20 protein-coding genes, 1 tRNA gene and 1 pseudogene are annotated in these 25,478 nt (G+C 61.4%); 13 read left to right on the top strand and 9 right to left on the bottom strand.

From position 1 onward, the window contains the following. Positions 1-371: MBL fold metallo-hydrolase (locus tag ACOVRJ_RS13115; protein WP_422044292.1), on the bottom strand; the 371-nt coding region annotated here is incomplete at its 3' end. Positions 372-524: 153 nt separating this feature from the next. Between ACOVRJ_RS13115 and ACOVRJ_RS13110 the strand changes: the two genes are divergently transcribed. Then, entirely contained in the window at positions 525-1,325 is an 801-nt protein-coding gene (locus tag ACOVRJ_RS13110; protein WP_422044291.1) for an IclR family transcriptional regulator, read from the top strand. Between the two features lie 28 nt (positions 1,326-1,353). Here the strand turns inward: ACOVRJ_RS13110 and ACOVRJ_RS13105 are convergent, their stop codons facing one another. The 4 genes from ACOVRJ_RS13105 to ACOVRJ_RS13090 all read right to left on the bottom strand — a co-directional run bounded on the left by ACOVRJ_RS13105 (position 1,354) and on the right by ACOVRJ_RS13090 (position 5,780). Next, a complete protein-coding gene (locus tag ACOVRJ_RS13105; protein WP_422044290.1) occupies positions 1,354-2,025 on the bottom strand; it encodes an N-acyl amino acid synthase FeeM domain-containing protein in 672 nt (223 codons plus the stop codon). Between the two features lie 134 nt (positions 2,026-2,159). Further along, a complete protein-coding gene (locus tag ACOVRJ_RS13100; RefSeq protein WP_422044289.1) occupies positions 2,160-3,533 on the bottom strand; it encodes a lyase family protein in 1,374 nt (457 codons plus the stop codon). A 199-nt stretch (positions 3,534-3,732) separates the two neighbouring features. Further along, a complete protein-coding gene (locus tag ACOVRJ_RS13095; protein WP_422044288.1) occupies positions 3,733-4,482 on the bottom strand; it encodes a SapC family protein in 750 nt (249 codons plus the stop codon). Then, the gene (locus ACOVRJ_RS13090) at positions 4,479-5,780 is read right to left on the bottom strand and encodes a hemolysin family protein (protein WP_422044287.1); all 1,302 of its coding nucleotides are present in this window, start codon (positions 5,778-5,780) and stop codon (positions 4,479-4,481) included. The genes ACOVRJ_RS13095 and ACOVRJ_RS13090 overlap by 4 nt, the downstream gene beginning before the upstream one ends. A gap of 109 nt (positions 5,781-5,889) precedes the next feature. Between ACOVRJ_RS13090 and ACOVRJ_RS13085 the strand changes: the two genes are divergently transcribed. Next, complete coding sequence (locus ACOVRJ_RS13085) at positions 5,890-6,714, top strand: symmetrical bis(5'-nucleosyl)-tetraphosphatase (RefSeq protein ID WP_422044286.1); 825 nt, start codon at positions 5,890-5,892, stop codon at positions 6,712-6,714. Positions 6,715-6,911: 197 nt separating this feature from the next. Next, positions 6,912-7,001: transfer RNA gene (locus ACOVRJ_RS13080), tRNA-Ser, on the top strand. 330 nt (positions 7,002-7,331) lie between these two features. Here ACOVRJ_RS13080 and ACOVRJ_RS13075 read toward each other — a convergent pair. Next, positions 7,332-9,443: pseudogene (locus tag ACOVRJ_RS13075) on the bottom strand (UvrD-helicase domain-containing protein); the annotation flags it as partial. 242 nt (positions 9,444-9,685) lie between these two features. Here ACOVRJ_RS13075 and ACOVRJ_RS13070 point away from each other — a divergent pair. The 9 genes from ACOVRJ_RS13070 (at position 9,686) to ACOVRJ_RS13030 (ending at position 19,139) form a co-directional block, all read left to right on the top strand. Next, on the top strand, positions 9,686-10,225 hold the full coding sequence (locus ACOVRJ_RS13070; protein WP_422044285.1) for a sigma-70 family RNA polymerase sigma factor: 540 nt from the start codon (positions 9,686-9,688) through the stop codon (positions 10,223-10,225). A gap of 105 nt (positions 10,226-10,330) precedes the next feature. Next, positions 10,331-11,557: a FecR family protein gene (locus tag ACOVRJ_RS13065; RefSeq protein WP_422044284.1), complete on the top strand. Its 1,227-nt coding sequence runs from the start codon at positions 10,331-10,333 to the stop codon at positions 11,555-11,557. Between the two features lie 146 nt (positions 11,558-11,703). Next, positions 11,704-14,148, top strand: coding sequence for a TonB-dependent siderophore receptor (locus ACOVRJ_RS13060; protein WP_422044283.1), 2,445 nt, complete (start codon positions 11,704-11,706; stop codon positions 14,146-14,148). A gap of 17 nt (positions 14,149-14,165) precedes the next feature. After that, the gene (locus tag ACOVRJ_RS13055; protein WP_422044282.1) at positions 14,166-14,465 is read left to right on the top strand and encodes a hypothetical protein; all 300 of its coding nucleotides are present in this window, start codon (positions 14,166-14,168) and stop codon (positions 14,463-14,465) included. Between the two features lies 1 nt (position 14,466). Beyond that, positions 14,467-14,757 (top strand): hypothetical protein, encoded by a 291-nt coding sequence (locus ACOVRJ_RS13050; RefSeq protein ID WP_422044281.1) that lies wholly within the window; start codon positions 14,467-14,469, stop codon positions 14,755-14,757. A 15-nt stretch (positions 14,758-14,772) separates the two neighbouring features. Continuing rightward, positions 14,773-16,416, top strand: coding sequence for a PepSY-associated TM helix domain-containing protein (locus ACOVRJ_RS13045; protein WP_422044280.1), 1,644 nt, complete (start codon positions 14,773-14,775; stop codon positions 16,414-16,416). Positions 16,417-17,301: 885 nt separating this feature from the next. Beyond that, on the top strand, positions 17,302-17,604 hold the full coding sequence (locus ACOVRJ_RS13040) for a hypothetical protein (RefSeq protein ID WP_422044279.1): 303 nt from the start codon (positions 17,302-17,304) through the stop codon (positions 17,602-17,604). A 166-nt stretch (positions 17,605-17,770) separates the two neighbouring features. Further along, positions 17,771-18,115, top strand: a complete 345-nt coding sequence (locus ACOVRJ_RS13035) for a hypothetical protein (protein WP_422044278.1) — start codon at positions 17,771-17,773, stop codon at positions 18,113-18,115. Between the two features lie 382 nt (positions 18,116-18,497). After that, positions 18,498-19,139 (top strand): MBL fold metallo-hydrolase, encoded by a 642-nt coding sequence (locus tag ACOVRJ_RS13030; protein WP_422044277.1) that lies wholly within the window; start codon positions 18,498-18,500, stop codon positions 19,137-19,139. Positions 19,140-19,164: 25 nt separating this feature from the next. Here the strand turns inward: ACOVRJ_RS13030 and ACOVRJ_RS13025 are convergent, their stop codons facing one another. Further along, on the bottom strand, positions 19,165-20,481 hold the full coding sequence (locus ACOVRJ_RS13025; protein WP_422044276.1) for a leucine-rich repeat-containing protein kinase family protein: 1,317 nt from the start codon (positions 20,479-20,481) through the stop codon (positions 19,165-19,167). Positions 20,482-20,657: 176 nt separating this feature from the next. On the opposite strand from ACOVRJ_RS13025, the gene ACOVRJ_RS13020 reads away from it, so the two are divergent. Continuing rightward, on the top strand, positions 20,658-21,572 hold the full coding sequence (locus ACOVRJ_RS13020) for a LysR substrate-binding domain-containing protein (RefSeq protein ID WP_422044275.1): 915 nt from the start codon (positions 20,658-20,660) through the stop codon (positions 21,570-21,572). Here ACOVRJ_RS13020 and ACOVRJ_RS13015 read toward each other — a convergent pair. Together ACOVRJ_RS13015 and ACOVRJ_RS13010 are read right to left on the bottom strand one after the other, a co-directional pair. Beyond that, on the bottom strand, positions 21,508-22,521 hold the full coding sequence (locus tag ACOVRJ_RS13015; protein ID WP_422044274.1) for a TolB family protein: 1,014 nt from the start codon (positions 22,519-22,521) through the stop codon (positions 21,508-21,510). The two genes, ACOVRJ_RS13020 and ACOVRJ_RS13015, sit on opposite strands and share 65 nt — an antisense overlap. An 89-nt stretch (positions 22,522-22,610) precedes the next feature. Further along, on the bottom strand, positions 22,611-25,436 hold the full coding sequence (locus tag ACOVRJ_RS13010) for a collagenase (protein WP_422044273.1): 2,826 nt from the start codon (positions 25,434-25,436) through the stop codon (positions 22,611-22,613). Positions 25,437-25,478 lie beyond the last annotated feature (42 nt).

The following is a 25,478-nucleotide window of genomic DNA, read 5'->3' as shown; positions in this document are numbered from 1 at the left end:
AAGCGGCCAATCTCACTGGCCTTGTCCTGCTCACCGCGCTCCACGATCAAGTCATAGGTGTCTTGGCTGGCGATGATGTGCTCGGGCTGGTAGGCCGAAGCGCCCAGCACCCGCACCGCGTGATAGTGGCTCAGCAGCACATACTTGATCGGCTTGTCCGTCACCTCACGAATGCGCCGGATCACGTCTTGCGCCATGGCGGGCGTGGCCTGGGTGTCGATCACCATGACCGCGTCATCGCCGATCACGATGCCGGTATTGGGGTCGCCTTCGGCGGTGTAGGCATAGGCATGTTCGGACAGGCGATCAAAGCTGATCCGCTTGACCTCCAAGTCCGCCTGGGAGGCGAAGCTCTTGCTGTGTTGACTCATGAAGGCGTCCTTGGGATGCAATGGTTGAGCGATTCTTGGCCCATCAAAGCCGGGGACGAATTTAACCAAAACCAAATACATTTGTCCATATTGAATTTTTCACCTGGGTTGCCCCAGGGAAATACGGCACGGATTCGGTTCTAATCTCGCCTCATGCAAACACCGGCCCCACTCCCCCACGAAGCCGCGGAACGCGGCCCCCGAGGCATACAAAGCATCGAAGTCGGCGGGCAGTTGCTGATTGCCCTGGCTCACCAAGGTCGCCCTCTGGCCCTGAAAGATTTGGCGCGCGAGGCGAAGATGGCGCCAGCCAAAGCCCACCCCTACCTGGTCAGCTTCATCAAGATTGGCTTGGTGGAACAAGACGGCAGCAGTGGCCGCTATGGCCTCGGCCCCCTGGCCCTGCAACTGGGCTTGATCAGCTTGCAGCAGTATGAGCCGGTACGCTTGGCAACGCCACGCATTGAAGAGTTAGCGCTGCAACTGGGTCACACGGTGGCCATCACCGTCTGGGGCGACCGTGGGCCTACCATCGTCCGCGTCGCGGAAGCACCCAGCCCGATTCACATCAGCATGAGGCACGGCACGGTCATGAGTTTGACCGGCACCGCCTCCGGGCGCCTGTTCGCAGCGCATTTGCCACGCAGCACCGTGGAGCAGGCCTTGCACAATGATGGCGCACAACCCAAGGCGACGATCACGCCGACCCTGGAGGCCCTGTTGGCGAAGGTACGCGAGACGGGCCTGGCCAATTCGCTCGACGGTGTGATGCAAGGCGTGAGCGCCTTGGCCGCGCCGGTGTTTGATGATCGCGGACGCTTGGTGCTCAGTTTGACCGCCATCGGCCCCAGCGGCAGCTTTGACCTGGATCCCGACGGCGCCATCGCACCCGCTTTAAAGCAAGCCGGCACCGACTTGTCGCGTCAACTGGGCTGGCGGCCAGACAGCCAGTAGTAAGTACAGAGCAGCAGCAAGGGCCGAATCACTGGCGCAACTTGGCCAGCATCGCAGCCTCTTGAGTCGCGTCGTAAAAGTAGGGATAAAGCGAGCGCGTCGAGAGCGCCAAGTCGGCATTGCCACCGAAACACGCAATCTGCTGCCGCGCAAACTCAAGATCGATACTCATCAGGACGGCCGGCGCTTTGACTCTGGGGTTCATGCGCTCTTCGGCCAAGACCTTGTACCCCAGCATTCGCTGATAGAAAGCAACATGCCGAGGGTTCACCTCGACCACCGCCATCTCGCAACCAGCCAGTCGATGGGCATGCAGATACGCCAGATGAAACAGATGCGCCAGCAAGCTCTTGTTTCTGACCACCTGCTGGTCGACGGCCAAGCGGCCAAACTCACAAAGACTCATGCCGCTGGCGCGCAAGGCATGAACCTCGGGACCAAACACCTGTTCCGCCTTGAAACCCTGCGCCGAATCAAAGCGCACCGAGATCGTGCCCACCGCGGTTGCGCCTTCGAAAGCGGAGCACACGATCACCGAGCCCTCTTCAACATGGGCACTGAGGTCGCTGCACAGATAACCTCGATCGGCATAGCGCCGGGACACCAAGTCCCTAGAGCTAGCCCATTGAGACGTTGCAGTCTTTGCAGACACCCAACTGAGTGGTGCCGGCGAATAACTTGTCACCTCAATCGATTTCATGAAACTCCCGCCGCTTGTCAAGCACCCAAACACGGGATGCTTTATGGATGCCGGCAGTCTATCGCTCAAGTCGTGATTTTTTCACGCTGAAACACACCGTTACTTCTGATGCCTGCATTCACAAAGCCTGGTATTCACCAATGCGGCTGTGCCAACAGCTGATTCAGACCCCGATGACTCGCGACCAGAGCCTCGGCCACACAGTCGTCCGCTTGCTTGGCCAGCAGATTGACATCGAAGATCCGCGCCAGGGTGGGGTCATCAACAAAGGCAGCCAGGCGAGTGTCTTGTTGGCAGCACTGAAGCATCAAGTGACGCAGATCTCCTTCGTCACGGCGTACCCGCTCGCACAGCGCCTCAACTTGCTGGCGAGCCGCAGCCCGCCCGACAAAACGCGCCAACCAGAACCCTAGCGCCTCGGCGAACACCTGCCCCTGCTGAGCCTCGATATTGCCCCGCATGCGCGCCGGACAGAATTGCAGGCCCGCAACGGCAGTACGCAAGCCACGAACCGCCCCATGCGCATGCAACAAGAGCCCCTCCAACTCAGCGAGCTCCGCCTGCCAGCCGCCGAGACCGCGTTCATGCTCCTGACTCATGCAGGCCAGCATCGCCGCCACCCGCTGGGGCGCACGCAAGGAAGCCGCCATCGTCTGCATGCAGGCCAGGACGCTGGTCTTGTCCTGCCGGGCACCCACCGTACCGGCGCTGCCCAAACGTAACTCTCCCATTTCTGACTGACTCAAGCGCGCCAAATCCCCCGCCAACTTGCCCAGCGATCCCGACAAAACCCCTAACTCAGAAGCCAAGCGGACGATGCAATCGCGCTGGGTATGCCAGCACATCGAAGGTGCAGGCAGCCTGAGCTCATGCGCCAGGGCTTCGGTCACCGCTGCAGCACACTCCTCCAGCGTCGACAAGGTTCCGACCGGGCCGCCCAGTTGCAAGACCAGGGCCTGGTCTGCCGCGTGCCGCAAGGCTTGCGCGCTGCGCAGCAGCGGCTGGCTCCAAGCGAGCAGGCGGAAACGCAAGCTGCTGATATGGGTGGCCTGCATCAAGGTGCGGGCAAGCAAAGGCGTCTGAGGATGAGCTTGAGCCAGTTCAAGAAGACTACCGACCAAACTGAGCAGATCCTCTTCGATCAATGCCAAGGCACGCCGGCTCAGCAAGACCATGGCGGTGTCCATCAGGTCTTGGGTGCTGGCCCCCAGGTGCACATAGGCAGAAGCGGCGGGATCAAACAAGGCCACCGTTTCGGCCAGTTTTCGAACCAAGGCTCCGGCGGGATTGCCGGAGGCAGCGCCTGCCGCCAGAAGCGCGGGCACATCGTACAGCTCGGCCTTGCACAAACTAGCAATGGCCTGCGCCGCAGGCCTCGGGATGACGCCCACCTGCCCCTGCGCACGCGCAAGCGCCGCCTCAAAATCCATCATGACCTGCACGACCGAGTGCGCCTCGAACAGCCGATGCATCTCGGGTGTAGACAAAAACCCTTCAATCACCAACATTCAACCACCCAGCAGGACTCTTTACTGGGCATGGTAGCGGTGCGAACAAGTTTGTCTGCTCCCGCAAACCCGCAGCGGGTTTGCCTGGGTGAGCAGCGATCCAGCCTAAAGCCGGATCGCCACGGCTTGATTCATTCATAACTCTAGAATCAAGCGCCACAAAAGGATGTGGCAGGCTCCTTCACAGGAGCCGTACTCATCAAGCCGCAGCGGCGTGCTGCGTGGCCAGACGATTCATATTGCCCATCGACACGCGGTGCATCTCCAGCAGAGACAACAGGCCGCTGCGGTGCAGCTGCAGCACCTTGTCATCGGCCAGTTCGGCAAGCTTTTGCTCATCCACGGCCAAGAAGCCCTCGACGTCAATCTTCTCGCCATTGCTCAGAGTAGCTTCGAAGCGCATATCGCGCAGCAGATCCAACTCGACCAACTGGGCGCACGCAGCGCGGGTGCGCTCGGACTCTTGCTCGAAGCTTTCCAGGAAGGTCTTGGCATTCAGCAAGAACTCGGTCGGCTGACCGTCGGCGGCAAACAAGGACGTGCCTTCGGTCACCGAGAAGCCGGGCCACTCGCTGTCGTAGCAAACGGCCACGGTGTCGGAATTCTCTTCAATGCGGGCCATGGCGAAGGGATAACGGCGCAGGTAGGCGGGCACGTAATTGCCGGTCCACGCGCCATCCTTGATGAACAAATTGCTACCGGCCTTCAAGCCCAACACGGCCAGCGGGGCCACGGTCGGCTTGACGCCCTCGGCAGGAGGCTCTCCGACACGCACGAACACGATCGGATATTCCTTGCAAGCCTCGGCGAACTCGACCACGGCCAGGAACAGCGAGTTCATGCCCTGCACACGGTCCATCGTCGACAACTCGGTCTTCAGGCGCAGATGCTTGTGGGCCTCACGGTCCAAGGGCACCAGATTGCCATACAGCGGGGGGGTCGTACTCATTCTCTATCTCCGTCAACAGCCAGTCGACTGACCAGCACTTTGTCCACACGCTTGCCATCGAGGTCCACGACCTCGAATCTCCAAGCATTCCACTCCACCACATCGGACGTGCGCGGCAAGCGCCCCAGCAGCAGCATCACCATGCCGGCCAGAGTGTTGTAGCGCCCACGATCCTCTTCGGGCAGTTCCTTCAGCTCCAAGCGGTCCTTCAGCTCGGGCACCGGAATCAAGCCGTCAAGCAGCCAGCTTCCGTCCTCGCGTTGCACCGCCCAGGCATCTCCATCACCGGGCGCATTGAACTCGCCCGCGATTGCTTCCAGCACGTCGCGCACAGAGATCACTCCCTGCACCTCGCCGTACTCATCCACCACAAAAACCAACGGCGCATCAGACACCCGGAACTGTTCCAGCAACTCCATGCCGGACAGGGTCTCGGGCACAAACACCGCGGCCTCCAAGTCCTCAGCCAAAGCCAGCGGCTGACCGCTGAGCGCCCGCTGCAACAAGGCCTGCGCCGCCACCACGCCCATCACCTCGCCCAAGCTGCCGCGGCACACCGGATAGCGGCTGTAGCCATGGGCTTTCACCACCTCCAGCACCTGCTCGGCGCTGTCGTTCACATCCAACCAGGCGATCTCGGCGCGCGGGATCATCATCGAGCCGATCTCGCGCTCATCCAGCCGGAACACATTGCGCACCATCTGGTGCTCGTGTTCTTCGATCACACCGGCGTCCAAGCCTTCTTCCAGGCTGGCGGCAATTTCTTCTTCCGTCACGCCGCGCGCACGGCGTCCACCCAGGCCGAACAGACCCAAGACGGCTTCGGTGCTGAAGCTCAAAAACTTCACCAGGGGACCGGTTGCAGCCGACAAGATGTTCATGACCGGCGCGACGCGACGGGCCACCATCTCGGGGAAGATCTGGCCGATCCGCTTGGGCACCAACTCACCGAAGATGATGGACAAGATGGTGATGACGATGACCACAATGCCTGTCGAAGCAATGCTGACCCAGCGCCCCTCCCAGCCGAACTCTTGGCCCATCCATTCGGCCAAGGGTCCCGAGAAAGCGGCATCGCCAACGATGCCGTTGAGCAGGCCGATCGATGTGATGCCGACCTGAACCGTCGACAAGAACTTCGTCGGGCTGTCATGCAAGTCCATGGCGGCTTGCGCCCCCGACTCACCGGATTCCACCAAGACTTGCAAGCGAGCCTTGCGACTGGCCGACAAGGCCATCTCCGACATGGCGAAGAAGGCGTTCAACAACAACAAAAAGAGAAGTAAGGCGGTATCCATGAGGTGCGCATCCCAAAGCCCAGGGTTTCCCCCAGGGGTTGCGCCGCAGTTTGACGAAAGGCGCAAGAGTAGCAGAAGGCCGTGACGATGAAAGCAGCACAATCCCGGCATGAACTATCTGATCGGTGACCTGCAAGGCTGCTGCGACGCGTTTGAACGCTTGCTCAGCAAAATCGATTTCTCACCCTCGCGTGACCGGCTGTATCTGCTCGGCGACCTGGTCAACCGGGGGCCAACATCCTTGGCCACATTGCGGCGTCTGATGGCGCTGGAAGGCTCGGCTACCTGCTTGCTGGGCAACCACGACCTGCACCTGCTGGCCGTGGCCCATGGCGCCAAGAAGGCTCACCGCAACGACACCCTCAGCGACATCCTCGACGCCTCCGACCGCAGCGCCCTGCTCCACTGGCTGCGCCAGCAACGCATGGCTTGTTATGAGCAGGGTTGGCTGATGGTGCATGCGGGGGTCTTGCCGCAGTGGACAAGGGCCAAGACCTTGGAACTCGCCGCCGAGGTCGAAAGCCTGTTGCGCGGCCCCGATCTAGGCGATTTCCTGCAGCAGATGTACGGCAATGAACCGGCGCTCTGGCTGGATGAGTTGCGGGGCCTGCCACGCCTGCGCTGCATCGTCAACGCCCTGACCCGCTTGCGCTTCGTCGACGCCAGCGGCCAGATGGACTTGAAGACCAAGGACAGCGCCGACGGCGCCCCCCCCGGCCATATGCCCTGGTTCGAAGTGGCCGGCCGCCAAAGCGCCGACACCCCCATCGCCTTTGGGCACTGGTCCACCCTGGGCCTGGTGCAACGCCCAGACTTGCTGGCCCTGGACACCGGCTGCGTCTGGGGTGGCCGACTCAGCGCTGCCCGGGTTGAAAACGGCCGCGCGCTGGAGTTGATTTCGGTGAAATGCGAGCAGGCTCAAAAGCCCGGTTAGAATCCCGCTCCTGCTGCCGCGCTGGCATCGTGCGTGAATGCACAAAAAGTTTTTGGAAGCAAGGCCTAGCGGTTTAAGGCACCGGTCTTGCTCAATCGACGCCTCGGCGGCGATTGCGCCGAAACTCATATCGCGCAGCGATGTGAGTGCAGGCAAAACCGGCGATCCTTCGCTGGCACAGTGAATGAAGTGTTAATGGAAGCTTGGCCGAGCGGTTTAAGGCACCGGTCTTGAAAACCGGCGAGGGTTTATCCCCTCCGTGAGTTCGAATCTCACAGCTTCCGCCACAATCAAAGGGCTCGCTCAGGCGAGCCCTTTTGTGCCGTTAACCATAACGTGGCCGTTTGGCCGCGTTATGGTTGATTTTCTGAATGGCCACATTTTGCTTTTTCATCAAAGCGTGGTACGGGCATTTGCAATTAGAAGTGCATGGCACAAGGTGTGCGTTTTCGGTCGCAACCACCCTACTTCGCTCAGTCAGAGTGGATTGGCGTCAGCCAGACTCAGCATTGCTTGATCTCCGCAGTGAGGCCGCTTACGGGCTCCCAACATGCGCCTGAAGAGGGTGCGCAAGGAGCGCCGTCGATGCCCGGAAATTTGGGCGTGTCGAAGAGTACTTATCCCCGCAAGTCGTCAACAAACTCTGACGAGGGCTCGGCACTGGTGACGAGTAGACGGTCCCTGGCTCGCGTGCAGGCCACGTAAAGCAGGTGCCGCTCCGTGTTGTAGACGTCCTCAAGGTCGGCATCATCCGTGACCGCTTCAATGCGCTCCTGCAGGGGTATGACTTCGTCATCGCATGCCATCACCACAACGGCTCGAAATTCCAGCCCCTTTGCCAAGTGCATCGTGCACACGCAGGCCTGACCATTGACCGTATCCACGTTTTCATCGAGCAAGCTGAACGGGATGCCGGCCGCTGAGACGGCGGCAACAGCACGCGCCACCTGTGCGTCGGATCTGACAAAGACGCCCAGTTCATGGGGTGCGAGGCCGTCTTTAACGCGCTCAAGAAGCCAGGCGGTGACGGCCTTACATTCGTCCGCATCGGATTTGAATGATCGAACTTCTGGCGCCGGGCCATTGAAGACCGACACCGTGCCGCGCCGATCTTCGGTATTGCCATCAACATCGGAGACATCAGGCCCCAAAAGTTGATCGGCCTGGGCTCTGATTTGATGGGAGGTTCGATAGTTGATGTGCAGCGTCCGAGACCGTCCGCGAATATCAACGCCAAGCGACTTCCACGAGAAAGGCTGCTGGAATATTCGCTGCCCCAAGTCTCCGGCAAAGAACAAACTGTTTGGACGGACCTGCCCTTGGCTGGCACCGATGGCAGCCAGGAACTTGAGCTGCGCGACGCTCACGTCCTGGGCTTCATCCACGACAACAAAGTCAAAGGCCGGTTGTCGCAGCGTCGCGGTCTTTTCAGCCAATCGCGTGAACATCTCAGCGTGCGTGATCAGACCGCCGCGCGCCAAAGCAGCTTGCAAGCGGTCGAAAACAGCCCACAGCGCGAGACGTTGCGCCTCAGAAAGCCTAGTCTTGCGCCCAAGCCGCTTGACGTCCCTATATGCATCCCAGGTCTTCAGCTGCCAAGCGTCGACGAGATCATTCCATTCGCCCAGCATGAACCGGGGACTGAACTTCAGGCTAGGGTCCGGTTTCGCTGCTTCGAGCAAAAGCCGGCTGGTCTCCGACTGCGTTGCCAGCTTCGGCTTGCCCCAATAAGCCATGTACAGCCGCTTGCCGATGGCCGCCATCGAATGAATCTCAAGACGCTCGGCAAGCCTGGGCTGATTGCTGATCAGGTTCTGCAGCTTGGTACCAAGCGCGCTCGCCAGGGTCTCGGAAAATGTCGCTAGCAGTACTCGGCTGTCCTGGTTCTGGCGAGCCAAGTAGACGGCCCGATGCAGAGCAACAATGGTCTTGCCAGTTCCAGCAGAACCTGAAACACGGGCTGGACCTGAGTAATCACGCTCGACCCACTGCCGCTGCGCGGGGTGTAGAAACACGGTCCATTTCTCCCAGGGCGAGTTCAGTGCGCGTTCCAGCTCGTCCACGTCCTTCATCACCCTGAATCGGCGCTGTGCGTCCGGGTGGCTGAATGGGTCGGCACCGGGCTGAGTCGCCAATACCGGCTTCGGTATGCCGCCCATTGCCAGTTCGAGCAGCGCCTCCGCAGCCTCAGCCGGAAGGTGGTCCGCAAGCTCCAGCAAGGTATCTTCGTCTGCCGAGCGAACGTCAGCCAACCATTCAGGCGGCACACCGTAGCTCAGCAAGTCCTCATCGGCCTTCCCAGCAAACAGAAGTGGCTTCTGCTTTGGGGGCTGCACTGATGCTGAAGCAGCAACCATCGCCTCCGCAGGATCAGACGCCGCCCCGACTGGGCCGGCATGCGGAACGACGTACTCCTCTACTCGCTCGCGAATTTCGACCCACTGCGCTGCACCAGTCTTGGGGTGGACTTCGAGTTTTCGACGCTTAGCCCATTGGTAGGCCTTGTCGTGATGGTCGACATAGCAGAGCAGGAAGCTGGTGGCTGTCCTATGCACGATGAGACGGATGTCGCTGCTTACCCTGGCGGACCAGAAGTTTTTGTCCTTCGACTGCTCGATCCTGTGCAGGCTCATGCTCGGGTGAGCCGGATTCAGCTGCAGGTCGAACGCAGTGGTCTTGGCCGCCTTTTGCTCATCGCCAGTGAGCTTGGCGAGGCTGTCAGTGAAGGTACCCGATTAGCGATGTTTTGACAGCAGCCCTCTGGTTGCATTCGCTTCCAGGCTACTTGTATTCCGACGAGCTCTGGCTCGACTGATTGAGGTCAGTCACGCAACAGGATCGATATTGGCCTGTCGCGGTAAGCGGAGTTTCGAGGATAATGCGAAGCATTCGTATTTCTACATACTGACGGACCAACTGCCGGTCTCCATGCGCGGCCTTGACGTCTCTTTGTTCTCTCCCGGGTCTGCACATGCTGGAGCGCTATCACCGCGAATTGCTGAACTTCCTCTCGCGCCAAGTCAATGACCGGGACACCGCGGCCGACCTTGCGCAGGAAAGCTATGTGCGCGTGCTCGCTGCACAATCCAGCGGCCTGGCGGTGCTGGACATGCGGGCCCTGCTCTACCGCATCGCCCGCAACCTCGTCATCGACCAGCATCGGCGCAAGGAAGTGCGCCGCCACGAGGACCTGGCTGCCTTGCCCGAAGACCAGCACCCGCCCGCACCACTGCAACTGCAACCCGAAGAGATGCTGGCCTCGCAGCAAGTGATCCGCGCCTACGTGGCCACCATCGAGGCCCTGCCCGCCCGCTGTCGTGAAGCCTTTGTCCTGCATGTGTTCGACGAATACAGCCACGCCCGCATCGCCCAGCACATGAGTATCTCGGTCAGCATGGTGGAAAAGCACATCGTGCGCGCCATGCTGGCCTGCAAGCTGTGCCAGCGCCGCCTTCGCGGCGAAGGCGGGCTGGCCCCGGGCAGGCCCGAAGAACGGCCCGAGCCGAGCTAGCCCAACGCGACACCGGCGTTCTACCCATGGGCGCCAACCGGGGGTGAGGTTTCGCGCACACCCATGCGTCAACATTAACAAGAGCAAGCCCTTTCCCGCACCGCCATGCCTCAAATCCCGAACGATACGCGCCTTGAATGCGGCCGGACTACTGCCCAGGATCAAGCGGCGCGCACCAATTCGGGCCAGCCGGCTGAGCTAGATGCCGATGAACGCGAATTCGAGGTCTTTGCGCAAGAACAGGATCCGCTGGATATCGCGGCGGCGACCTGGGTGACGCGCAAGCGCAGCGAGCTGAGCCCTGCTGGCGAAGCCGAGCTGAAAGCTTGGCTGGACGCCGACCCGCGCCACGCCCAGGCTTTTGAAGCCATGGACGCCACCTTTGGCGCGGTGCAGCAGCTGTCCGACGACGAAACGGCCCAGTTCCGCGCCGGGCTTGAAGAGCCAGACGCCACAGCCCAGGGCGCCGCCCTGTCCGGCCAGCACGGCTTACCAAGTTTGCTGCGCCCACTGGCGGCCCAGACCGCAGCAGCCGCCTTCGCTTTCTCCTTGGTGGGTTGTATTTGGCTGGGCTGGAGCCATTGGCAGAGTCAAGCGGTGTTCGAGCAGGCCTTCGCCACCGCGCGCGGCCAGCAACTCAGCGCAACCCTCCCCGACAGCGCCATCCATGCTGTGGCCCCGGCAAGCACACTGCAACTGGACACCGCAACCCAGACCCATGTGAGACTCTACCGAGACCGGCGGGAGGTGCACCTACATAGCGGCCAGGCCATGTTCGCGGTGCACCGCGACTCGCTGCGTCCCTTCTACGTTTACGTCGGTGAACTGCGCGTCACGGTCATCGGGACCCGCTTCTCGGTAAGGCACACCGCCACCGGGTTGGACGCGGGCCACACCGTGGTGGCCGTGGAAGAAGGCAGGGTGCGCCTGGACAGGCTGCAGCCTGGCGCCAAAGACAGCGCTGCCGCACAAGTCCGGGCCGCCTTCATCGACGCTCCGCCGGACCAAGCCGTGGAACTGAGCGCCGGCCAGACCGTGGTGGCCGACGCCCAGGGCCGCATCGGCCCGGTGACTACGCTGGCCGGCAAGGCCATAGCCCCCTGGCGTGAGGGGCGGTTGAGCTTCGACCAGGTCCCGCTGGCCCAGGCGATTGCCGAGTTCGAGCGCTACGGCCGCACCGGCCTCATGCTGCGCGACCCCGCCTTGGCTGCCTTGCCTGTGGGCGGCAGCTTCAGCCTTGAACAGTGGCATCGGTTTGCCGAAGCCCTGCCTCAGGTGCTGCCGGTACGTCTGGTGCGCCATGGCGAGGTCACGGAAGTGGTGGCGCAATGAGGCGGGTCGACTGCAAAGAATTTCTTGAAGAATTCTCATTCGCAACGTGAGGATCACGCAGGGCTGCTGCGTCTGTATCAGTAGGAGGGTCTGGCGCATGGTGCGCCGGCCCAGCAATTCACCCACTGAACTAGGATTCTCGACTCATGCGACCGATGCCGCTGCACCAGCGCTTCACCCCAACTCCCCTGGCCGTGGCGACCGCCGTGGCCATTGCGCTAACCGCCGGCCATGCACCGCCGGCGCTTGCCCAGAGCAGCGCAGCAACTGCGGCAGCCGCACCGATATCCATCAACATTCCGGCGCAAGCACTGGGCCCGGCACTGAACGAGCTGGCGCGTCAGGCCAACCTGCAGATGACTTTTCCGGCGGTATCAGTGGCGGGAAAGCAGGCACCGGCGGTGGTGGGTCAATTGACGGTGCGCCAGGCACTGGATCGGCTGCTTGCAGGCAATGGGCTTGCAGGCGCAGTGGATGGCGCTTTCGTGATCGTGAGAGAGCTGCCCACGGCCGAAAGCGCTGAGACGGCCTTGCCAATCGTGCGCGCGGTCGCCAAGGCCGAACGCCCTGGCGATCTGCCTGCGGTCTTTGCCGGCGGCCAGGTCGCCGCAGGCGCTCGGCTGGGTGTGCTGGGCAACCAGAATGTGATGGACATCCCCTTCAACATAACGAGCTACACCGCCGAGCTGATGGAAAATCGGCAGGCACGCACGGTTGCCGATGTATTGACCAGTGATCCATCGGTGCGCAACGCGGTCACCGCCGGGCACCAGTACGAGAACTTCCGGGTCCGTGGATTCACGGTCAACCGTGGCGACTTTGCCATCGATGGCCTGTTCGGCGTGAGCGGGAACAGCAACAGCACCGTCGAAATGTTCGAGCGCGTGGAACTGCTGAAAGGCCCCGGCGTGCTGTTCACCGGCATGGCCCCCAGTGGTGCGGTCGGCGGCGTCATCAATATGGTGCCAAAACGTGCTGGCAACGAAGCGCTCACCCGTCTGACCGTTGACGCTCGCAGCGCCAGTCAGTTGGGCACCAGCCTGGACATCGGCCGCCGTTTCGGTGAGGACAAGGCGCTTGGTTTGCGCATCAACGGCCGATTTGCCGATGGCGAAACAACGCTGCAAGGCCAGGACAACCGGCGCGAATTCTTGTCCGTTGCGCTGGACTACCGCGGCAGGGCCCTGAAGGCTTCGCTCGACGCGTACAGCACCAAGGAAAAGGTAAGCGGTGGCGTGGGCGCGATGTTCTGGTTCGCGACCAAGGGGATGATTCCGGCCGCCCCCGACCCGTCCATCAATCAGTTTCCAAGCGCCAACGGTGAATTGGAATCCAAGGCCGCGATAGGCAGGGTCGAGTACGAGCTCCGTCCTAACCTCTCGGCGTTTGCCGCCGTCGGCATCTCGAAGTCCGAGAACTCGGGCTTCACGGGTGGTTCAATCGTGAACAGCATCAACGCCAAGGGCACGAGCACGACCACGACCACAGGGGCAAATTTGGGGTATCAGACCAACCGGACCGCAGAAGCGGGCCTGCGCGGGCGCTTTGCCACGGGGTCGGTGCTGCATGAAGTGGTGCTGCAAGCGTCGGGGCTGCAAAACGAGACCAAGTCGGCCTCCGCAACCAAGGCCATTGCCAGCACGAACATCTACAACCCGGCCTACGCCGCCATGCCGGCCGTTCCTACATCCGCGCCCAAGACTGCGGAGAGCACATGGTCGGGCATGACGCTGGCCGACACACTGTACGCTTGGGACGACAAGTTGCGGCTGACGCTGGCAATTCGCCAGCAGCGCATCAAGACCACCAACTTCAGCGCGACCGGTGCCGTCAGTGCGGCTTACGACAAGAGCACATGGGCGCCGTCTGTGGGCATGGTGGTGAAGCCTTGGGGGGATGACCTGTCGCTGTTTGCCAACCATGTGAAAGGTTTGAGCCAAGGCGAATCGGTGACAAAGATTGCCGGCTACGCACAAGACTTTACTTTCGCGCCCTACAAGACCCAACAGCACGAGCTCGGCGTCAAGTGGAATTTGGGCAGCTTCGCCCACACTGTTAGCCTGTTCCAGATTGCTCAGCCCATGCTGATCTCCGCAGGCACGGCGCCCAATCTGATCGCCACGATCAATGGAGAAAAGCGCGTGCGCGGCCTGGAATGGAACGCCTTCGGATTGGTGACCGCCAATACCCGCCTGCTGGGCGGTATTGCCTACACCCAGGGCGTGCAGACCCTCACCAAAGACGGGGCGTATGACGGCAATGACGCGGTCGGTGTCCCTCAATGGCAGGCCAATCTCGGTGCTGAATGGGATGCCTCGTGGCTGCCTGGCCTGACTCTCACGGGCCAGGTCAACACCACCAGCAGCCAGTTCCTGGACTCCGCCAATACCCTGACCTTGCCCGGCGGGACCGTACTCGACTTCGGAGCGCGTTACCTCATGCGGATTGCGGGGCAAGACCTGATTGCCAGGCTGAACGTCAGCAATGCCTTGGACCGCCACTACTACTCAAGCTCTTTCCGAGATACCCGACCGGTCGCGAACCTGGGTCAAGGCCGGGTGGTTTCGGCATCAGTCAGCATGTACTTTTGATTCCTAGAGCCAACAAGATGGGCGCTACAGCCGTCAACACGCCATGGACGAGCACCTTGATCGGGCTGGCACTGGCCTTTGGTGCTTGCCTGGCCATTTATCTGGCATCGCCCAACCAGCGGTGGCGGGCCGAGCCTGTGCCCCCTCTGCCGGCGCGGGCCGGCGGCCTGGCCCTGTGCGTGATCGCCTGGCTCAGCCTTGCTCAGGGCCGGCAAGCTCTGACGGCCACGCTGATGCTTTACACGACGCTAATGCTGTGCTTCGTGGTGCTGCCTTGCACGGGCGCGCTGCTGGGTCTGCTAAAAAAGAAAGCATGAGATGACCGAAAACAAGCCCACGCCCATTCAACGTGACTGGTTGTCCAAAACCCTCGCCGGCCTGTTGCTGGGTGGCGTTCTGGCCTGGGCCTTCAGCAGCCTGTTTTCTCAACTCAGCAACGACTTGCCCTTCAGTGCGCGCCGTCAACTGGCGAACTGGATGGTGCCGCCGATCCTGCTGGGTGTGCTGGGCACGGTCTACTTCTTTTCAAGCGGACTGAGGGCTTGGCTTTGGCTGGGGGGCTTGGCTGTCTTGCTGACCTCGGCTTCATATCTGCTGCGATGCGCATGATCATTTGAAACCAGCATGAAAACCGAGTACGTTCGCATCTACAAGTCGGTGCACACCTGGGTTGGCATCTTCAGCGGGATGGTCTTGTTCATCGCGTTTTATGCGGGAGCTTTGAGCATCTTCAAGGAACCGCTGAACCGCTGGGCCGCCCCGCCAACGCAGGCACGACATCTCACCCCTCTTGCCGATACCCAAGGCCTGATCACCCAGACCTTGGCCAGCAACCCGTCGGCCGCAAAAGGATTTGTGGTCTATCTAGACGATGCCGAGCACATCCCGGCGCGGATGGCCTGGCGGGTTCGTGGCCCCGGTGATCGGGAAGACAACGCCTCCGCCCCCATCACTCACGTCACCGACCTTGACCCGCAAGGCAATGCACAGGTGGAGAGCTTCCAGGGCAATCGCCTGGGATCTTTCATCGACCACCTGCACCGGGTTGTCGGCCTGCCCTTCGACAACGATATGAGCCGTTGGGTCATGGGCGTGTTCGCCACGCTTTACGCCATGGCTTTGATCTCGGGCGTGGTGATCCTGCTGCCGTCGCTGGCTAAAGATCTGTTCGCGCTGCGGATTGGCAAAAACCTGAAGCGAATGTTGATCGACGCGCACAACGTGGTGGGTGTGGTCAGTCTGCCGTTTCACATCGTCATTGCCGTGACGGCTGTCGTGTTTGCGTACAACGACCCGATCTACAAGATACAGGACTGGTCCATACACGCCGGTGCCAAACCGACGAACGGGCCAAGAGAGCGCGTGGCGACCAACGCCGCGATCAGTCGGGACCCCGCGCAGATGATGTCGCCGCAGGCCCTGGTGGACAAGGTCAAGGCGTTTTCCCCCTCCTTCGAGCCGAGCTTCCTGCAATACCGAAGGGTCGTGGACGCCGGCGCCGAAGTCCGGGTCTGGGGCAAAGACGCAGCAGCCATCATGCCGCGACCTCGGGGCGGCTTTGTCAGCCTGGACCCCTACACCGGCAAGATCACCGGCAGCGACCGCATGCCGGGCAAGCAGGATGGGCCGGCCTTGATCATTCACAGCCTGTTCGCGCTGCACATGGGAGCATTCGGCGGTGTGGCCGTGCAGTGGATGTATTTCCTGCTGGGTCTGGCCGGCGCCTGGCTGTTCTACAGCGGCAATCTGCTGTGGCTGGAGTCGCGCCGCGTCAAGCCTGTGCGTGGCGCACCGGGCATCGATGCGCCAGTCTTGCAGAAACGCCATGTACAGATCATGGCCAATGCCAGTGTGGGTGTATCCCTGGGCTGCGTTTGCGGCCTTTCCCTGAGCATCGTTGCCGCCAAATGGCTGCCTGGTCAGGTGCAAAACATGGGCGCGGCGCATCAGTGGGTCTATTACGGCATGTTCTTTGCTGCGCTGGGCTGGACCTTCTGGCGCGGGGCCGCGCGCGCGGCCATGCATTTGCTGTGCTTGGCGGCCGCCTTCACGCTGGCCATTCCGGCCACCAGCTTGCTCGCTTGCCTGCTTCCTGGGCTGGGCATCTGGGCGCATGGCAGTGCGGCGAGCTTGAGTGTCGATGCCGTGGGCTTGGTCGGGGGTCTGGGCTTCGCCTGGCTGGCCCTTGTGACCCGACAACGCATCTATTTCGGCCCGTCCGACAGCATCTGGTCGGTCAAACCGAGGGTCTGTGCCGCCCGGGTTTGATGACAGGACAGGTCTATGTCTGAGCTGCCCAGCTAGCGCGGGTGCGCATGAACTCACACACCAGGGACGACGGCTTGGGCTCATCGCTGCCGGACGACTTCTGTCGCAGATTGCCTGACTGACATTCAATCCAGGCTTGAATTCCGCAAAAGTTCAATGCCGCTTTGCCACGTCAATTGACAGTTATTGCGACAAAAGCATCCACAACCATGCAGGTTTTCGATCCATCTGCATGGCCCACCAGATTGTCGGCACCGACGCGCAAAGGCACTCAATTTCGCCTCGGCGCCAACAGAGCTAAATCTGTAACGATTCGCCGGCGTCTGCGCTACGGCCTAACGAATAAGGTCAGATCGCGCTTGCCGCGATCTGAACCGCCGGTTGGACAAGCCCGGATTAACTGCCTGTTGGTGGCACAGGAAGCATCTTCCTGAAGTTGTGCCTGCCCCATGAGCTGGAAGGCTCGTCGCGGCTGAATGCGGCGACTTGTGTGCTCGACCTGACCCTCTGATGCAAGGGCTAATGGCTGCTTTGGGCACACAGCTGCCGCAGGCCCGTTGGCTTCAATCTCTATGTGCAGGTCAGTGCCACAACCAGTCAGGTGGTCATCACACTTAGAAGCCCATGTGGCCAAGCAACCGCTCGCGGAAATCAGCGAAGCGGCCTGAGAGCCAATCGGACCTCTTTGTAGTCGATTGTAGAGAATTGTAGAAAACGGATTAGTGAGCGCTTACAAACTATCATCCGCAAGAGCTTCCGGCTGAGGGAGTGCTGAAATTGTTGGCCAATTTTTAGATTGCCATACGGCATCTGCAGCAGCCCTCACCGCAAAGCAAGACCTTGCGCTGAGTGGCAGACTGTGCAAAATTTCACTTGGGCAGAGAAATGAATGCATCAAGCCAACACCACCTTGACACCGACAGGGGCACCGCTTGGGACGACCTGCTGTCGAGTGATCCCGGAAAGCGCATTATTGAGTTGCAGCTGATTGAGCGGATGCTAGCGCCTACGCCGTTAGTTTCGGCATTCAACCTTGACCGTGCTGCAATGGCTGCAACGAAAGATTGCGCAGCCTCTAACTTCGAGCGCATGACCGACCCGTCTAAGGATGAAATGTTGGCAACGCTTGAAAACGCTGTCCCTGGAACAGAGGACTTCGGCCCATTTCGTGGTCGCAGAGTTGACTGAAAACTTTGACTAGCTTTAACGGGCTGTTTCCTCACCCACTTAAGCCAAACGGCCTCCAGTAATCTATGGGCTGATCAATTAAGCATATATTGGCCAAAAAATACTGCTGACAACAATAGTAATCGATGTAAAGATACTGATACTTAACTCATAAGATATCAGACACATGATTCCGACCGACTTCCCCCGCGCCCCAGATGCAGGCTCCGTCAGCGGCTACCAAGCAAAGTTGCTCGTCAGACTTGTCGACGGCAAATACCTCACGGGTTGGTCCGATGCGGAATTGATCGAAAGGTTCGACAACTGCAACGACTTGGTCGAACAACTCATCAGGTACTGCAACCGGAAAATTGCTGAGCAGCCCGCTCTACGCCTGGAAGAGCTACTCGCTCGCGTTCGTACAAGTGCGGAAGGCAAGGCATGGGACGTGACCGGCGGAGAGCTTGACTGGATCATGTCTCAGCTCGACAAGCGGATGCGAAGTCCGTCAACGGAAAGCAAGCCTGACTAAAAATACCGAATGTCTGGCTTAGCCTGAGTCCCGTAGATTTTGCGGAGCTTTGATTTACACTTAACCTTAGAACTCCCCCCAAGGGGATTTCTCCGCATTTTCATCCTGGCAAGCTGAATCACATCAGGAAGTCTACCTATCCTTCCCACAAGAAACTTTGGGAGGAACCCGAGCGATGTCGGCGCTACGGAATTTTTTTGCAAAATTAACTTTGACAAGATATTGTTTATTTTTTGCTTTAGGCCATATTTTGATTTAAATGCATTTTTGACAACCCCCGCCACTTATCGCGGAGAGGACAGGAATTGCTTTATTTCATGGACATAAAATAAATAACGGCACACCTTTTTTTGACCTCACGCCCAGCAAGCAACGGCCCATCATGACCCTGCGCTACCAAACCGTTCCCGTCACCGCCTTTGCGCAAAACTGTTCGATCGTCTGGTGCGATGCCACGATGGACGCCGCCGTGATTGACCCGGGCGGCGATCTGCCGCGCTTGAAACAAGTCGTGCAAGACCTGGGGCTCACGCTGAAAGCGATTTGGCTGACCCATGCCCATATCGACCACGCCGGCGGCACCGGGCAGTTGGCTAAAGAGCTGCAGTTGCCCATCATCGGCCCGCATCCGGGCGACCAGTTCTGGATCGATGGCCTGGCTCAGCAAAGCCAGATGTTTGGCTTTCCGCCGGCGCTGCCCTTCACGCCCACGCGCTGGCTGGCCGATGGCGATACCGTCAGCATCGGCCATGAAACCCTGAATGTGCGCCATTGCCCCGGCCACACGCCCGGCCATGTGGTGTTTCACTCGCCCAGTATTCAGCGCGCCTTTGTCGGCGATGTGCTGTTCGCGGGCAGCATCGGCCGCACCGACTTTCCGGGCGGCAACCATGACGATTTGATCGCCTCGATCCAGCAGCGCCTCTGGCCCATGGGGGATGACACCGTGTTCATCCCCGGCCATGGCCCAGAAAGCAGCTTCGGCCGCGAGCGGCGCAGCAACCCCTACGTTCGCGAGGTTTGAACGATTGATGCGCGGCGGCTGAGGCTCAAACGCGCAAAGCCCGCGCCAGATCGGCAAACAAGGGCCGGGCGCTCACATCGGCTTGAGTACAGGCTTGCTGCAGGCCCTGCAGCAGCACCATTGGCTGCGCAGAAGTTTCATCGCAACGAGCCAGCCACTCTTCCAGCAAATGCCCAAAGGCCAAGATCTCGAGGCGCTCGATCGCCTCGCGCTCGGCGCGACTCAGGTTTTCGGGCAAGAGCGTGGCGGCTCCAAAGTCACCCAGCCAGACTTCGCCACGGCCATTCCACATCAGGTTGTGGGCATAGAGGTCGCCGTGCGAGATGCCCCGGCCGTGCAAATACCAGGCCGCATCCACCACACCTTGGGCCATGCGCCACAGTTGCTCGGCCGTGAAGCGGATCTCGGGCGCATAGACATCGCGGGTGCAGCTGCTCAAGCTGGGCGGGCCCGCCAAGGTGCTGAAGTCCGGCCCGATGCGCGGCATCACCAGCCCTTCGGCGCCCATCGGGTGCTGCGTCAAGCGACCGCAGGCCGAGATCAGATGCGGATGCAAGCCCGCCGCCAAACTGGCCGCCCACTCGCTGTGCGGCCAGCCGTCGCTGGTGACTTCACCCTTGAAGACCTTGAGTGCCAGCTCTCGCAACTCAGGCGCAGCCTTGGGGTCTTGGGCCGCATAAATCACGCCCGAAGCCCCCTGCCCCAACACATCGCTCACCAAGAGCCGCTCCCAAGGAAACTCGGGCAGATCAGCCACATCCAGCACGGCCGACTCACGCGCCGCCCCCCAGGGGTTGCCGCCCATGGCCAGCCAGGCCAGTTGCGGCATCTGCAGCAGCCAAGGCGGCATGCGCTCAAAACGATTGGCCGAGATGCGCAGCAGGCCCAGCTGCTGGCACTGCTGCATCGAATCCGGCAAGCTGCTCAGCCGATTGCCGGCCAGGGCCAGCTTTTGCAACTGCGGCCGCTCGCCCAAGGCGGCGGGCAGCTGCTCCAACTGGTTGCCTGTCAAGATCAGCCAGCGCAGTTGCGCGGGCAAGGCCGCGGCCGGCAGCTCGGTCAGCTGATTCGCCTTGAAGCCCACCATGCTGAGCGAGGGGCAGGTCCCCACCACCTCGGGCACCCGGCTGAAATGGTTGTCTGAGCAGAACAGCACCTTGAGCTTGTGCAGTCGCGGCAGGTCCTCCGGCAGATCGGTCAAGCGATTGCCCGACAGGTTCAGCACCTCCAGGCTGTCCGCCAGATCAAACACCTCGGACGGCAGTTCGGTCAGGGCGCAATTCAAGTCCAGGCGGCGAATGCCTGCCAGTTCGCCGGCGCGCAATTGGGCAAGGGTGTGCATGCGAGTGGTCAATCGAGGTCGTCAGCAATAGATGGTTGGATTGTCGCGCCCAATTGTTCGGCCGCATCGCCGCTCAAGGGCGGGCGCAGACAAACAGTGGGGTCATCAAGACGCCAAGGGTGCGGACTCGGGCTGCTGCGAGCTCGACCCGAGTTGATCGATTAGCATGCCCGCCCATGCGCCGCAATCTTGCCCATCATCACAATGGCCTGCGATTTTTTGAATCGGCCGCCCGGCATTTGTCCTTCACCCGCGCGGCTGAGGAGTTATGCGTGACGCAGGCGGCGGTCAGCCATCAGGTGCGAGCCTTGGAAGAAGCGCTGGCTCTTCAGCTCTTTGAGCGGCGTCCTCGGCAAGTCAATTTGAGCCCGGCGGGCGCGCGCTTGCTGGCGGTCTTGTCCAGCAGTTTTGATCAGATCGAATCGGTGCTCAATGAACTGAAACGTCAAGGCAGCAGCAGTTTGCAGCTGGCGGTGACGCCTTCTTTCTCCAGCCGCTGGCTGATGCCGCGCCTGCCCATGTTCTGGGATGCGCACCCCGACATCGAGCTGCATCTGCACCACACCGCGCAAGGCGATGCTCTGGCCCGAGGCGCGGCAGACGCCGCCATCATCTGGACCAACAGCAAGCCAGAAAAGCCGGGCCGTCTTTGGGCTCAGCGCCTCTTCGGCACCACCTTGAGCCCGGTGTGTGCCCCTGGCTTGGCGCGGCCCGATGCGCCCTTGAGCACACCAGACGCCCTGCGCCATTACCCCTTGCTGCATGAGGACAGTATTGAAGACTGGCAGCGCTGGATGCTGGCCGCAGGCGTGGCCGACGCGCAGGTGCAGCATGGCCCCGTCATTGACGACAGCAATGCCTTGCTGATGGCCGCCATGAGCGGCCGCGGCGTGGCCTTGGGCCGTCTGGCTCTGGTGGCCGATGACCTGCGCAGCGGCCGTCTGATCCGTCCGTTTGAATGCAGCATCGAAGCCGATGGCGCGTATTGGCTGATCGCCTCGCCGGCCACGGCCGAGCAACCTCGCTTCAAGGCGCTGGTGGCTTTTCTTCAAGCCGAAGCGAAAACGCCAGCCGAGCACCATCCGGGCTGAGCGCCAAGTTCTTGATCACCCCGCCTAAATGGCGCAGGTCGGCAAAGGGCTTGAAATCGGTGCCGGGCCGGCCATCCCAACGCAGAAGGCGCCCACCTTGCGGCAACAACAGCGAGCCATCGGGCAGCCAAACAAAATAGTGGCTGCGGCTGGCCTCGCCTTCGCCGGCCGGCGGCAGCGGCAAGTCGATCAGTGGCTGAGGTTGTGCGTCCTGCAGGCCCCTGGCCATCAAGACCCAGCGCTGCGGATCTTGCTTGTCGATGAAGCTGACTTGATCGCCCTGCGGCATGCGCGAAAAACCGCTGCCGGGCTTCTCGCTGAGCAGCACTTGTCGGCCGCTCAAGCGATCTTCCAGCACCAGCCGATGGGCATTGCGCTCGGCTTGCTCGTCCACCAGGAAGAGCGCCATCTGCTGCGCATTGATCCAAGCGTGATAGCCCACGCGAAGCGTCGGCGTGAGGGCTTTGAGCGGCTGGCCGTCCCAGCCAAAGCGCCACACCGGCGGCGCCTTCGATTCGGCCCCATAAAAGGGATCCGGGCTTTGCACCCGTATGGCCGAGAAGCCACGCCCGTCGGCCAAGGGCGTCGGGGAATACAGACTCTCGGTCGTTTGCGTGAGCGCGCGGGTCTGCCCGCTGGCAAAGTCATGGCGATAAATATTGGGCGTGCCGCTGCGTTGCGAGACGTAGAGCAGCCCGCTGCCATCGCGCAGAAAGGCGGGTTGGAAGTTGCTGCCCTTGCCCGGTGTGATGTTGAGCGGTGCGCCCAACTGGCCCGAGGCCAAGTCCAGGCGCGCCACGAAGATCGCCACATCGGGCTCAGCCGTCGGTGGTGCTTGCGGCGCGCTGCTACACGCGCCCAACAAGCCCGCCAGCAAGACAGCCCCAATTCCCCGCGACAAGACGCCGCCTCTCGGCTGGCGCCGGGCGGGCTGGAACCAAGCTTTCATGATCATTTTTTTGCTGTCTCCAACCCTACACAGGCGCCGCCCGCGCGGCGCCTGTTGGGCGAGGTCGACACGCCCCGATCACCCGGGCCTCAGTTGACCACCGCGCTGATGGACAAGCCGCTGTAGGCGCTGCTGCCGCGTCGATTGATATAGACCCAGGCGTTGCCGGCCAAGCCCGTCAAGGTGCAGCTGTCGGTGTTGTCCGCGCTGATGGAGCGGCAACCATAGCTGCTGGTGCTGGGCCAGCCATCGGCCTTCACATACAGGTCGGCGTTGCCGCTGCCTTTGGCGCTGCGCACGGTGACGCTGGTCTTACCGGCCGGCACAAACACATACATCCAGCCATCCGAGCCGCTGCTGCCCGCCAGGCCGGAGCGAACGCAGCCATTGGCGTTCAACTCAGCGGCATTGCTGGAGCTACACGCCGGGCCGGTGGTCCAGTCGCTGCCGCCACCACCGGCGCTGCCGAAGGGCAGCTTGCTGTACATGCCGCGCAAGGTGGCCGATGTAAAGCCACTGCGCGGCACGACCAAAACGTAAATCCAAGATTGGCCACCTGTGGGTACTTCCAGCAGGACATCTTTGCCGCCGGTGCTGGAGGCCTTGTACTGGAAGTCGGTCTCCGTCGGGGTGCCGGTCGTTTTGGCGTAAATGTCGACCGGGCCGTTCACCCCGCTGAGTTGGAAGTAGACCGTGCTCCAGGTGCTGGCACTCAACGAGAAGGACTGGCTGGCACTGCCGCTGATGCTCTTGCTGCAGCCATTGCCCAGCGTGTTTGCGCCTGAGAAATTGCAAACGCCCAGCACGGACGGAGTCAACAAAGGCAAGGTCCCGGCTCTTTGGCTCAGGCAATTACTGGAACTGACATCGCCGCCGCTGACGCATTGGGTCAACCAAGCCGAGAAGCCGCTGTCCAGGCTGCTACCGAGCGTGTCCATCTGCTGGCTGTAGCCGGCATAGTCGCCGCTGCGCATCCGGCTCAGCAGGCTGTTCACCTGGCTCGGCTGGCGCTCCAGCATGTAGCGCGTGGCCAGATAGCCCCAGTTGTAAACCCGGGTCTGGCCGCTGTTGTAGGTGTTCTTGAACAACTCACCCAAACCCAAGGGCGCGGTCTGGGCACGCGAGGTGGCATCGGCGTAGTAAGCGCGGCGGAACGAGTGAGACACATACTCGGCCACCCCTTCTATCCACCAAACCGCAGAGTTGCGCACGCTGCCGCTGCCGCCGACAGACAAGGGGTAGTTGCCGAAGCTGCCCGCCATATTGAAGCGCCCATCCAGGTAATGGGTGAACTCGTGATTCAGGTTCCAGATCTCAAACGACCCGAGCCATTCGGCGCGATAAGCAATAAAGCGTGCTTGGTTGCCCGGCTGCGCGGGGTCGCCCTCCAAGTAGATGCCGCCGTTGTCGCTGTTGTTGCCGAACAGAAAGCCCGAGAAGCGCTTGTAGTCGTTGGAACTGTTGAACACCACCAACTCCAGGCTGCTGTTGTTGTCGTTTGCCACCGGGCTGGCCGGGTTGCTGCCCATCAAGGTGTGGAAGTAGCTGGTCTGATTGCTGATGCTGGTGCAGGTGTCTTGCAGTTGCTGGGTGGTCATGGCCTGTGCGCGAATCTTGTAGTGCGTGCCACAAGCGAAGTTGATCGGCAGTTTTTGTTGCGCGATCTTGCTTTGGCCATCGCAGGTGCCGTAGGCATTGCAATTGGCCTTGTCCACCGCGTCCACCACGGTGGCGGCCCGCATCCAGACCCCGATGGTGTTGTCGTTGGTGTAGGGGTACTTGGGCAGCTGATTGACGGCCAAATTCCGGACCTGCATCGTCAGCGCCGGCAGCGCGGCAAAGCGAATCATTTCGCCGATGGCGTTCTCCAGGTGATAGGCATTGGCCGTGCCAATCATGGCGCTGTTGCGCGTCATGAACGCATCAAGCGCGCGAGCGTACTGCGGATCGTTGGCCACGGCCGTCTTGAAACTGGCTTGGAAGCTGCCGTAGAAAAACACATTCATCGCTTGCGTGATGATGTCGGCCGTGGAGTAACCCACATTGGCCGTTGCCACCGTCGCCTGATCCAGCCACTGTTTGGCACTGGGGGCCAAGGCCGCAGAAAAGCCCGAGGGTGCCAGCTTGTAAACCTCGGTGGCGATGATGGTGTTGGCCTCGGTCGGGTCCAAGAAGCGCGGCGAAGCGACCAACTGCAACAAGGCACTGCGAGCCGCATTCAGCATCGCGGCACTGCCGGGCGGAATGTTGTTGCTGGGGTCACCATCGACCGTCAAGAAGTACCAGTAGCCGGCGCCGCGCAGAAACTGCAGCAGATTGCCCACACCGGTGCTGTCATTGCCCGGGTAGCTCACCGCGCGGCGTTGCAACTCATTGGCGACGGTGATGATGTTGGCATCGCTGAAGACGCTGCGGTACTGACTCACCGAGCCGGCGTAGAGGCTGTACATGCAGCCACGCAAGGCCGCTGCGTCGATGAAGCTGATCAGCGCGGTACCGGAGCGGCCGACAAAGTCGGCGCCGCTGCAGTTGGTGCTGCCGGCCATGGCACTCTGATTGGCCGAGGGCTGCAGCGTTGAGCGACTGGCCTTGCTGGGCGGGGTCGGGCTGTCGGGCAACTCACCAATGCGCAAGCGGTACAAGGCCGGGTCTCGGGGTCGGCTCGCGCGCAGCAGGCTCGGGTGCGTGCCCTGTCTGGCCACATGCTCGCCCTGCATTCGACTGGCCGTATCGGCCGCCGGCAAGGCCGCCAGATCGGCTGCGCCGCCAACTGGTCGGCTTTGCGAGGCCTCGGCCGCTGAGTCCGGTGAAGACGGGCCTGCCCAGCCCCAAGAGGTAGCGACCAGGGCGATCGCCCCAAGTGCCAAGCGTGCGCCAAGGCGCAAACGGCTTGGCTGAAGAAGCTCTGTGTGCATCAAATTCTCCTCAGAATTGAACAAGAGTCCCTGCATCGGAGC

Origin of the sequence: Roseateles sp., from assembly GCF_049240545.1 — a bacterium.
Taxonomy (GTDB): Bacteria; Pseudomonadota; Gammaproteobacteria; order Burkholderiales; family Burkholderiaceae_C; genus Paucibacter_A.
Note: the sequence above shows the minus strand (reverse complement) of the source record. Positions and strands in the feature narration are given on the sequence as shown.